General features: G+C 44.1%; 6 protein-coding genes. 1 reads left to right on the top strand and 5 read right to left on the bottom strand.

Going from position 1 to position 11,606, the window contains the following annotated elements:
* Positions 1 to 50 precede the first annotated feature (50 nt).
* On the top strand, positions 51 to 1,073 hold the full coding sequence (locus tag AM279_RS01235; RefSeq protein WP_054405862.1) for an LLM class flavin-dependent oxidoreductase: 1,023 nt from the start codon (positions 51 to 53) through the stop codon (positions 1,071 to 1,073).
* A gap of 574 nt (positions 1,074 to 1,647) precedes the next feature.
* On the opposite strand, the gene AM279_RS01240 is transcribed toward AM279_RS01235, so the two are convergent.
* The 5 genes from AM279_RS01240 to AM279_RS01260 all read right to left on the bottom strand — a co-directional run bounded on the left by AM279_RS01240 (position 1,648) and on the right by AM279_RS01260 (position 11,604).
* Positions 1,648 to 3,315, bottom strand: coding sequence for an ATP-dependent nuclease (locus AM279_RS01240; RefSeq protein WP_054405863.1), 1,668 nt, complete (start codon positions 3,313 to 3,315; stop codon positions 1,648 to 1,650).
* A gap of 355 nt (positions 3,316 to 3,670) precedes the next feature.
* Positions 3,671 to 5,155, bottom strand: a complete 1,485-nt coding sequence (locus AM279_RS01245) for a tetratricopeptide repeat protein (protein WP_054405864.1) — start codon at positions 5,153 to 5,155, stop codon at positions 3,671 to 3,673.
* An 85-nt stretch (positions 5,156 to 5,240) separates the two neighbouring features.
* The gene (locus tag AM279_RS01250; RefSeq protein ID WP_054405865.1) at positions 5,241 to 8,393 is read right to left on the bottom strand and encodes a T9SS type A sorting domain-containing protein; all 3,153 of its coding nucleotides are present in this window, start codon (positions 8,391 to 8,393) and stop codon (positions 5,241 to 5,243) included.
* A gap of 102 nt (positions 8,394 to 8,495) precedes the next feature.
* Positions 8,496 to 9,941 (bottom strand): TSUP family transporter, encoded by a 1,446-nt coding sequence (locus AM279_RS01255; protein ID WP_054405866.1) that lies wholly within the window; start codon positions 9,939 to 9,941, stop codon positions 8,496 to 8,498.
* A gap of 19 nt (positions 9,942 to 9,960) precedes the next feature.
* The gene (locus AM279_RS01260; RefSeq protein ID WP_054405867.1) at positions 9,961 to 11,604 is read right to left on the bottom strand and encodes an NADPH-dependent assimilatory sulfite reductase hemoprotein subunit; all 1,644 of its coding nucleotides are present in this window, start codon (positions 11,602 to 11,604) and stop codon (positions 9,961 to 9,963) included.
* Between the last annotated feature and the right edge of the window lie 2 nt (positions 11,605 to 11,606).

Here is an 11,606-nt window from a genome sequence, read left to right on the forward strand (position 1 = left end):
GCCTGCTAAAGCCAAGGGTTTATTTAATATATTTAGCGTAAACAAAACGTATGAAAAAAATAGGGTTTTTATCATTTGGGCATTGGTCAGACCATCCGGCCTACCAAACCCGCACGGCAGCCGATACACTGCTGCAGTCTATTGATTTGGCCGTAGCCGCCGAAGAAATAGGGGTAGACGGGGCCTATTTCAGGGTGCATCACTTTGCACGGCAGCTGGCATCGCCTTTTCCGCTGCTTTCGGCGGTGGGTGCAAAAACACATAAAATAGAGATAGGCACCGGTGTAATTGATATGCGTTATGAAAATCCGCTGTACATGGTGGAAGACGCAGGTGCTGCCGACCTTATATCTGAAGGCAGGCTGCAATTGGGCATAAGCCGCGGTTCGCCGGAGCAGGTAATTGACGGCTGGCGCTACTTTGGCTATGAACCGGCCGAGGGTGAAACCGATGCCGATATGGGGCGCAAAAAAGCGCTTGAGTTTTTAGACAGGCTTAGCGGTAAAGGGTTTGCAGAGCCCAACCCGTACCCTATGTTCCCCAATCCGCCGGGATTGCTGCGCCTTGAGCCGCATAGCGAAGGGTTAAGGGAGCGTATATGGTGGGGGGCGGCCTCTAACGCCACTGCCGTTTGGGCAGCCGAAAACGGCATGCACCTGCAAAGCTCTACCCTTAAGTTTGATGAAAACGGCAAGCCGTTCCACATACAGCAGGCAGAGCAGATACGGATGTATAAAGAAGCCTGGAAAAATGCCGGCCACCAGCGCGAGCCGCGGGTTTCGGTAAGCCGCTCCATCTTTGCACTGGTTAACGACCAGGACCGGTTTTATTTTGGCCAGCAGGGCAAAACGGCTGATAGCTTTGGCTATATAGAAAGCGACAAACGGGCCATTTTTGGCAAAAGCTATGCCGCTGAACCCGATAAGCTTATAAAGGAGCTGGCAGAAGACGAAGCCATAAAGGAGGCCGATACACTGCTTTTAACCATACCCAATACACTGGGCGTTGATTATAACATACACGTGCTTTCGGCTATTTTAGAGCACGTGGCACCCGCCCTGGGCTGGCGTTAACAGCAGGTTACATACTACAGGTATACATTTGCCCGTTACCTGAATTAAATTCCCCTGACGCCGGTTTGGGGAATTTAATTTTGGCATTTATATATGGTTTCCATTTGGTATAAGAACAAATAAGCAGGAAAATAAACATATAGCTTTGTTTTGTATCAAAATTTACCTACATTTATCTATGATTCTCAAAAGGAAGAATTACATACTCCTAATAATTTAGACGATAGTCTTAGCATAATCTAAATAATACTAATTCACCTAAATCATATTTTTTATGAAAATAAAATTCATAAAAGGAGATTCTGTATGCTTAATTTGCAAACCAAACCTTAAAATGATTGTAACAGGATTTACTGATGGACTAATCAAAGTAAAACGACAAGATAACAAAATGTCCTTAGTATTCTTCCTGAGCTATTGACATTAGATAAAAACTAATGTTGATTAAATGAACAACCGAGACAGTTAAAAACTGCCTCGGTTACTTATTATACAACCTATAAATCTGTCTCTTGTGTGATGTGAAATTATGTGGAGAACCTTTAAAAAACAGAGGCTTATTTTTCTTAAATCTTTAATTTAAGCCTTCTACGTATTCATGATTATGTAGTATTACTTTATCTATTAGTAGATCTTTCAATAGAACAAGACAAGGTGCATCAGATTCTAATGTTAAACTTTGCGCATAGTCATATGCTTTCCAAGGCTTATCCTTACCATTTGAAACTATTCCATGAGATAACTCAAAGTTCCCTACATGGACATATCTCCTAGACAAACCTTCTAATCTATCATTGGCTGCGAGTACCTTGTCCCAGATTGATTTGTTTAATGTCCATGCACTATTAGCTTTTCCATCACTTGTAGTTCGTGAATCCGAATCATGTATAACACAGTGCTCAATATGGAATGCAGTAAATATTTCCTGAAAAAAAGGAATATTATTCTTTGATCCAGAATTCAAAACATATACTTCAAAGGTGTTGTAAAATCGCTTAATCAAATCTCTAAAAACTATGGCCTCAGTATCTCCTTCAACGATGATTACAGTCTTAGAATAAAATGACTCACATACATGAGGATTAAACCTGTTTATCATTTGTATTCTTTGCTTTTTCACTTCATCACCCCTGAACACTTCATCACCAACCTGATACGTATGAGTTGTTTCATCTTGTCTCTTTACAACCCTAACTAAGGATGAATGTGGTTTTGAAATATCAATCATTAAAGGAGAATGTGTCGCACACAAAATTTGGAATGGGGAATTCTCAGCCAGGTCATATAAACTTGTTCTTAATCTGAATGTAATCTCCGGATGCAAAAATAACTCCGGCTCTTCATAAAGAATGATGTACTCCTTTTTACTACCTTCACGTGATCTTTTTAAAAATGTCAAGAAATTATATAAAGCCTGGCGAATAACACCATGTCCATATTGTGTAAATACCTCGTTACGATCTACACCATCTTTCGTTATTGTTACAGAATGGTTTTTCTTAAATGAATCTTCCAATTTAATGTTCTCATCATCCTTGGGAGATAATTTCAACGTCAAATCTGTAAAAACCTTCTTGAAGTATTCATTGATGTCTTCATTATACTTCGTGATAATATCCGAATCTGCAATTTTTTGCTGAAGATCCTTAACACCTTGTATTAGTTTATCAAGATCATCTCCATAATCCTCTTTCAGCTTTTTAAGTATTTCATCTTGGATAAGTTTATTGACCTTTTCTTCAAGGCTACTTTCTGTTTCCATAGCTCCAATGATAATAGGAGTTGGAGAATATTTCTGAAATAATGACGGCATTCCACCGAAACCATTAAGAACCCATTCATTTGTTTCAGGTGAATATGTGTACTTATCTGCCGCATCAGTTCTAGTCCAAATCTTCTTTACCCTGATGTGATTAGTATCATCTACCCATTTTTTTATCCAATCCGGATCTGTACCTTTACCTTTTACAGCCATAGATAAGTTTACGTCCTCATCATCATTATCATCTTTTAGAAAAACTCCTTCAATTTCTATTGGGGTTTCTAAGTTGTAATTATAAAAGTCCGAAAGACTTGCCTTTTGAGTTGATATCACGAAAAATTCATACGCTCTTAAAAAAGAAGATTTACCAACATTATTTTGACCGATAAGGAAAATGATATTAGAAGTGGAAAAGTCAATTACATTATTATTGCCTTTAAGGCCGCGGAAATTTTTGATTATTAATTTTTGGAGTTTCATATAGTAGATGGTTGATAAGTTAAACTAAAATATAATTATAATATAACTATGCCAATACCCATCATTAGGTATTTAATCTATTGATTTACTCCTCTAAATGCTTATGGTTTTTCATTAAAGCTGTCAGAATTTCATTTGGATCATTTATTTCTTGTCAAAATTAATATCCTGACAAATTCTACGTCATACTCCTTACCATTTGACCCACCGGAGTTCCAAAACGGTATTTTTAAACCTGAAAATTTTGCCCGATATGCTTTTTTGCGCAATTTGATATTTCACACCGTGAAAATGAATTCCGAAAGTGAAATATTACCCATTTTCAGGTAGTAAATAACAGAAATTACCTACAGTTTTAAGATACTATGTATTGCAGGTATTCTTCTACCGACTGGTAGTTGTTTGCCTGTAGTTTTTTCTTGAGCCTCATCTTGCAGGCCCTTACGCTTTGTGGCGAAATGCCCAGTATACTGGCCATATCAGTGCCGTTAAGCTGCAGGCGCATAAGCACCAGGATGCGTATTTCGGCTTCGGTAACGGCAATGCCGCTTTGCTTAATCCTGCTGAAAAAATCAGGGTAAATGGCCCTGAAACGCACCTTGAATTTGTCCCAGCCGTCATCGGTAAATATCTTATGCTCAAGCAGTTCGGTTACATCATAGTCGGGGTCTGTGGCGGGTTCTATACCGTTTGGCTCCTGTAATTTGTTGATTATGTTGTTTTTATGTGTAAGGTCTATAATGTAGGTTTTAAGTTCTTCTTCCTTAACCTGTATGAGTTGCAGGGAGTTTTGCAGCTGTAGTTCCAGCTGTTTCTTACGGAACCTGATGATAGAGAGGTACCTGTATACAAAAAATGCCGAAATAAGCAGCGCAATAACCACGCTTACTGCAATGAGCATCAGCCTGTTATTGGCAATTTCTTTTTCGTTTTGCAGGTTTTTAATGCGCAGGTTTTTTACCTCAATGCCCAGTTTTGCCTGGTATTGGGAGAGGAGGTTGCTCTGGTTGGCTTCCATAACCTCTTTTTCCACATCATAGTGCTTCTTGAAATAATACAGCGCCGAATCGGGTACCTGGAACAGGTCATAATTACGGGAAAGCTCGCGCAGGCCTTCACTTATGCGCACTTTGCTTTTTACTTTGTAGCTAAGGTTCAGGCATTTGTGTCCTGCCCACAGGGCTTTTTCTTTGTTACCCTGTTTGGCATAAACGGTGCTGAGGTTTTGGTAGGCCGTAGCCATACCTTCAGAATAGTTAATTTTTTTGCATTCTTCTAAAGACAGCAGGTAGTAGTTCAGGGCGGGGTCAAACGCGCCAGATAGCCGGTATATTTGCCCCTGGTTGTTGTAGGCAATGGCCAGGTCACGCGGTTCTTTAAGCTCTTTAAAAATTTGTATGGCCTCATTATTGTCTTTAAAGGCGGTGTTAAAATCCCGTTGTTCCTTTAAAATGAGCGACTTATTGGTAAGTGTAAGGCCCAGCAGCCTTTTCATACCGGTTTTTTCGGCCAGGGTGGCGGCTTCTGTATAGCACTCCATTGCGGCGGTGTTGTTCTCCAGGCGCCAGTGTACCAGCCCCAGGTTGTTGAGCAGGGTAGCCATTTCCTGTTCGTTACCCGATGCCTTTACCTGTTTATAAGCCTGTGTAAAATAGTTAAGTGCCTCCTGGTAGTTGCCCATGCGCCACTGCTCATTACCCATATTAGTAAGCACTGCCGATACCTGTTTTTCAGGCTGGCTTTTAGGGGCAGTACTATTCCCCTCGTTTTTAGTGCAGGCCACAACCAGCAGCAAAAAACACAGCCCGGTTAACCATTTTGCTTTATTTAAATTTGGCATAAGGGCCAAATTTAAATTTTATACTGCACAAAACATAAAAAGGCCCCGGTTTTAACGGGGCCTTTATTCTTTTTGATTGATAAACCTATTTTATAACCATTTTGCGGGCCTGTTTAAAGCCGTTATATTCTATCTGGTAAAAATAGATACCCGGGGCTAACCCTTTGGTATCAAATGTTATAGTGTTACTGCCTGAAGCATAAATATCATTGGCAATTTCCCTTATGTACCTGCCCTGGGCGTTGTATAGCCTTAATGCCGCTTTGCCGCCGTTTACAAGCGTAAAAGGTATTGACGTAACTTCGCGCACCGGGTTAGGATAATTTTGTCCCAGTATATTGTGTTGTGTATCAGGGGTTAATTCACCGGGAAGGCCAAGGGTGCCATCGTGTTCGGTTTCAAAAAAATAGGTACCCTGATAAAAAGCCTGGTTGCTCACACTGCCTGCCAAAAGCAGCCTGTTATCAGGATGCGGCACAAGCCTTTCGCCATAAAACTCGGCATATTCAGGGCCTACAAAAAATGCCTCATTGCTGTTTTCGCCATTAGAATCAACCGTTACAAGAGATGCTATAGGGAAGGGCATATTGAAAATTTTATGCGGAAACGGGTCAACAATTGCCTGGTTCATTATGTAGCATACATCAGATCCATCTATATGGAAATCATTATAATAGCGCATATTTTCTGATGCAAAATCCCAAAGCAGTTCTCCGTCAGCGGTATATTTTACAAGCGTGTTGTGTATATCGCCATTATCGGCAAGGCTGTAGCCCACTACCACTATATCGCCGTTACTGAATGGTTTAACGGTATACGAGCGTTCGTTTCTTTCGCTTTCGCCAAAGGTATCGCTCCACAGTACTTCGCCTGTAGCGCTTATTTTTGCGGTTATAATATCTTCGTAAAAAGTGGTGCTGTTTTGTGTGTAGCCGTTTATGTAAAGGCTGTTATCGGCTGCAATATACAGGTCGGTTCCGCGCGATGACCCTCCCTCAACGGGCACTGATGCAATCCAGCCCGGTGTACCATCGGCATTAAACTGTACTGCTGTAAGGTTTACAACCTGTGCCATAAAGGTTCCACTGCCGTGTGAACCGGCAAGTATCAGGCGGCCATCACTATCAACTTTGCCTGCACTTATCTGGTAAATGTTGTTGCCGCTAATGCCCGGCATAAAGGTTTTCCATTGCTGGGAACCATCGCCTTTAAGCTTAATGCCTACAAAAGACGGATCTGCACTGTCCTCATTCTCAAGGGCCGTGCCGCCAAGGAATACCGAACCATCGGCCTGTGGGGCTAAAACATATACAGTGGGGTTGTACAACTCAATTTGAGCCGACCAAAGTTGTGTGCCTTCCGGCGAAAGCTTAATAACCTTTAGCTGTGGCGGATAAGCTTCAAAACCGGGCAGCAGGCACACGTAAGCGTTTCCGTTAGCATCAGTACTACCTATAATGCCTTCGGCAGGGTTGCCGTTTTCTGCGTTGAATGCCACATTCCAGTCTATGTTGCCTTCTGAATCGTGCTTTACAATAAAGTAATTGGCATTTAGCATATTATCGCTAAATGTATAGTAAGAACCGGTAGAAAACGTATTGCCGTTACCATCGGCAAACGAGTTGAGCATAGATGCACCCGGCGAACCAAGGTTGGTGTAGGTGGCGCTCCAGTCTGTTACGGGGGCGGTGGTGCCAAAGCCAGATTTTACGGTTTCGAAAACAGGGCCGCTTTCGCTGTAAAATGAGTTTACGGTAAAATATACATTGCCTTCATTATCAACACCTGTACCGGCCATTTCGCCCATGCTGGCAGTGCCGGTGGCGGTAGATATTACAAAAGCAGCCTGGCCTAAAAGGTCGCCTTCCGGTGTATATTTGTAGGCACGTGCGGCCATATCCTGCTCCCATTCTTCGGCACCAGGGGTCATGCCGCCAGCCGATACCACAATATTGCCTTCCGCATCAAAAGCTAACCGGGCATTTGCCGTTTCAATAAGATTTGTGGTTTCTTCAACCCAGTTTTGGGTACCGTCAGTATCATACGATATCAGTACGGTACCGTCATCGGCAAAACCGCCCAGGTGGCTTCCGGCAACATATAGCGTGTTGTTATTAAGGCCAATTCTCCAGCCCAGGGTTACCTCAGTACCGCTTTTGTAGGTTTCAACCCATTGTTGTTCTCCTGCGGCATTATATTTAATAGTGCCTATGCGGTTAATAAACGTATCAAAAGTACCGGTAACATAAATGTTGCCATCGGCATCGGTAATAACGGCGCGGGGTACAGAGTTGGTTACATCAGCTACGTTATCAGGGTCGGTACTCTCATAGTTATAGGCCTGTTCCCATAGCTTTGTGCCCTGCGGGTTATACTTAATAGTGTGGTAGTTAAGCCAGCCGTTTTCATTAGGGCTGTAACCGGTAACAATCACATTATTGCCGGCATCTACCGCAATGGCCGTAGCTTCGTTCCAGGTATCATCGCCGGCTGGGTTTTCGGTATGGTGCCACTGTTCAGCACCGCTGCTGTTGTATTTAAGGGTAATGTAATCAACCGAATTGCCCGACCATGCAATGCCCGCAATGTAAACACTTCCATCAGCACCTATGGCCATACTGTTAGGCACTTCAATCCCTTCGGCACCATTGTCAAAAGTGGTATCCCAAAGTTTGGTACCGTCCGGTGAATATTTAATCACACGGATATCCATATCGTTACCATTCCATTTAAGGCCCGATGCTATTATGTTGCCCGAATTATCAAAGGCTATGTTCATGCCATATTCAACAGCATACATAGCAGCAGGTTCGCGTTCTTCCCACAGTATTTCGCCACCTGGGCTTACTTTCATGGTAAAGAAATCTCCCGCAGGGTGGTCCTCGTTAGTACTGCCCCCGGTAATGTATGTGTTTCCAGCGCCATCTGTAACCGATGCATAGGGCACATTGTTGCCTTTGTAGGCTTCGCCGCCATAAAATTCATAATTGTTAGAAAGGGTGGTGTACTGTGGGGTTTGTATGCCCATTTGCTGCAACATTTTTTGCTGCGGGCTGGTAACAGGCGCTTTGCTGTAATTGGGTTTAAAGGCCTTCCACTTCATGAGCGAGGCCACTGCGCCGCCGGTTTTTGAAACCTCATAACCGGGTTGCGACTCCAGCCCGCTTTGCGCTGCCGACACCAATGGAAATGCCGCAACGGCCAGCAAGCCGAAGATGTGCTTAGTAGTAAATTTCATATTCATAGAATTTATTGGTATATGTAAATTTACTGTAGTATAGTGGTTTTATAGAGTTTTACAGTGTAGACAATAGTGTAGACAAATGCATACAATTTGCCGTTATAACAGCTTTAGCAGTATGCGTATGCTAAAAAGTATAACCAATGCCGCTACCAGCAATAGCGCTGTTTTTCGCGGTAATTTACCCGACAGCCGGGCTGCAAGCGGTGCTGCAATACTGCCGCCCACTATTATGCCCGACAGGGTGGCCCAGTGTGTTATGCCTAATGAAGTAAAAAAGGTTAGGGCCGCAGCAAAGGTTACAAAAAACTCAGACAGGCTAACGGTGCCAACCACAAAATTCATTTTTCTGCCTTTGGCCAAAAGGGTAGAGGTAACTATTGGCCCCCAGCCGCCCCCGGCAAAAGAATCCATAAAGCCCCCGGTAAAACCTAATAGGCCCACCTTTTTAATTTTAGATTTGGCGCGGATGTTTTTAAGGGCAAGGTATATAAGCCGGAACCCAATGACAAGTGCGTAGACTGATACTCCAACATAGGCAAAAGTTTCATACGTATTGCCCAGGTATATAAGCAGCAACGCCCCGCTTACCGCCCCTATAACACCGGGTATAGCCAGCCAGATGAGCAGTTTTTTGTTGACGTTGCCAAATTTATAATGGGTGTAGCCGCTTACTGCACTCGAAAATACCTCGGCGGTGTGTATGCTGCTGCTTATTACGGGCAGGTTTACGCCAAAAAGCATCATCATGGTAGAACACATAATGCCATAGCCCATGCCCAGTGCGCCATCTACCAATTGTGCAACAAAACCCACCGCAAGCATAATGAAAAACTCTACAGGTATGCCCTGCGCCAGTTTAAACAGCTCCGGGCCAGATATTACAGCAGAAAGGCTGTAGCCCACCACAAAGACTATAAACAATAAAGATATACCCGTTATGGCCCTTTTATTGGTAGAAAGGCTGTTGTGCTTTGCTGCAAGCGGTGCTGTTATCTTGTTCAGCTCTTTTAGTTTAGAACTGAAATCTCCCGTATGGGCATTCCTGAGTTTGTTGAGCTGTTCAATAGTAGCATCTACCTCATCAGGTATAACCTGCTCAAAATACTCGCGCAGCCTGCGGGCCATTACGGGTGATTTACCATTGGTAGAAAAAGCTACCTTAAGGCTGCCCTTGTTTACTATAGAACCCAGGTAAAAATCACACAATGCAGGCTGGTCGGCCGCGTTTACCAGCAATCCCCGTTGTTTTGCCAGTTGCCGTATGCCTGTATTCAGTGGGGTATTGGCAGTGGCAATAATAATAAAATCGGCATGGTTTACATCCTGCGGCTCAAAATTGCGCACTATGGCCTGTACGTTTTCATTTACAGCAATTACCGGCTTGAGATCGGGGTGCAGCTCGGGCGACACTATGGTAATGGCCACATTGGGGTTTTGTTTGAGCAGGGTAAGCGTTTTTTCAAGCCCCACCTTACCGCCGCCCACTATAAGGAAGCGGGCGGTTTCAGTCTTAAGAAATATGGGGAACAGCGTGTTTTTCATTTTCTGTGCATTCAATAGTTTAATTTGCGAAGTAAGTGCGGTGGGTATAATCGCCAAAGGTTTCGCCAATGTTCCTCTCCGCAGCAAAGCGTTCAAAAAGCAAATCAGCCTCATAGAGTATCTGGGCTTCATCAAGTTTTTCCTTATACAGCTTGTTAAGGCGTTCGCCAAAACGGTCGCCACCCACCATAAGGTTGTACTGCCCGGGCGCAGTGCCTATAAAGCCTATTTCGGCAACATAGGGCCTGCCGCATCCGTTAGGGCATCCGGTCATCCTTATCACAATATCATCGTCAAGCAGGTTGTGGCGTTCCAGCAGCGGTTCGAGTTTGGTAACCAGTTCCGGCAGGTAGCGCTGTGCCTCGGCAAGTGCAAGAGGGCAGGTGGGTAGCGCCACACACGCCATTGAGTTTTTGCGCAGCCCGCTTGTAGCAGTTTCAATTTGGTGTTTTGATAGTAGTGCAGCAACGGCATCTTTATCTTCCGGGTTAATTTCCCCAAGCATCAGGTTTTGGTTAGCCGTAAAAATGAAGTTTGAAATACCAAGCAAGGCCAGTTCCGCCAGGAACGTTTTTTGATGCGGTTTTATAACACCATGCTCCACAAAAAGGGTGTAGTACCATTTGCCGTCATGCCCCTGCAGCCAGCCATAACGGTCGCTGCGTTCGGTAAAGGTGTATGGCCTTGCGTGTTGTAGTGTAAAGCCAATACGGTTTTCCAGTTCCTGCTTAAAGCCCTCAACGGTTAGCTTGTCTATAGTGTATTTTAGGCGCGAAAACTTACGGTCTTCGCGGTTGCCAAAATCACGTTGTATGGTAAGGATTTCATACACGGCTTTCAGGGTATCTTCTTCATTATCAGTAAATCCCAGTACGCTGCCCAGCCTTGAATACGTGTTAGGGTTGCCGTGCGTGGTAGCCATGCCTCCGCCCGCGACTATGTTGAAGCCTTTCAGCTCGTTGTTTTCAATAATGGCAATAAGCCCAATGTCATTGGTATACACATCTACATCGTTAGACGGCGGAATGGCAATGCCTATTTTAAACTTGCGCGGCAGGTAACGGTCCTGGTACAGCGGGTCGGCCTCAACGGAGCGTTCGTATATTTTTTCGCCATCTATAAATACTTCATAATAGGCCTGGGTTTTAGGCAGCAGCAGTTGCGAAATTTTATCGGCATATACATACACCTGTTCATGCAGGGGCGAAAGCTGTGGGTGCGAACTTACAATCACGTTGCGGTTTACATCGCCACAGGCCGCTATTGAGTCGAGTTTTGCGGTGTTGAACGCCTGTATGGTGGGGCGCAGCTGGTGCTTTAGCAGCCCGTGCAGCTGTACCGTTTGGCGTGTGGTAATTTTAAGGGTACCGGTGCCGTATTGTTCTGATATTTCGTGCAGGGCCGTCCATTGCTCTGCTGTAATAGCCCCGCCGGGTATGCGCAGGCGAATCATGAACGAGTACAGTTTATCCAGTTTTTTTTCGGCACGTTCTGCACGGCGGTCACGGTCATCCTGCACATACATACCGTGAAATTTAACCAGCACCTGGTCGTCCGGCCTTAAGTTGCCCGTATAGTTGTCTTCCAGGCTTTGGTTTAGCGTGCCGCGAAGGCCGTCGCTGGCGGTTTTTATCTTTTCTACCGCCGATAGTTTATCGCTCATTG

The sequence above is a fragment of the Flavobacterium akiainvivens genome (genome assembly GCF_001278115.1).
Taxonomy (GTDB): domain Bacteria; phylum Bacteroidota; class Bacteroidia; order Flavobacteriales; family Flavobacteriaceae; genus Flavobacterium; species Flavobacterium akiainvivens.

Excerpts from the sequence above, each read along its gene's own strand:
- AM279_RS01235 (WP_054405862.1), top strand. The coding sequence starts at position 51 with ATGAAAAAAATAGGGTTTTTATCATTTGGGCATTGGTCAGACCATCCG.
- AM279_RS01240 (WP_054405863.1), bottom strand. The coding sequence starts at position 3,315 with ATGAAACTCCAAAAATTAATAATCAAAAATTTCCGCGGCCTTAAAGGC.
- AM279_RS01245 (WP_054405864.1), bottom strand. The coding sequence starts at position 5,155 with ATGCCAAATTTAAATAAAGCAAAATGGTTAACCGGGCTGTGTTTTTTG.
- AM279_RS01250 (WP_054405865.1), bottom strand. The coding sequence starts at position 8,393 with ATGAAATTTACTACTAAGCACATCTTCGGCTTGCTGGCCGTTGCGGCA.
- AM279_RS01255 (WP_054405866.1), bottom strand. The coding sequence starts at position 9,941 with ATGAAAAACACGCTGTTCCCCATATTTCTTAAGACTGAAACCGCCCGC.
- AM279_RS01260 (WP_054405867.1), bottom strand. The coding sequence starts at position 11,604 with ATGAGCGATAAACTATCGGCGGTAGAAAAGATAAAAACCGCCAGCGAC.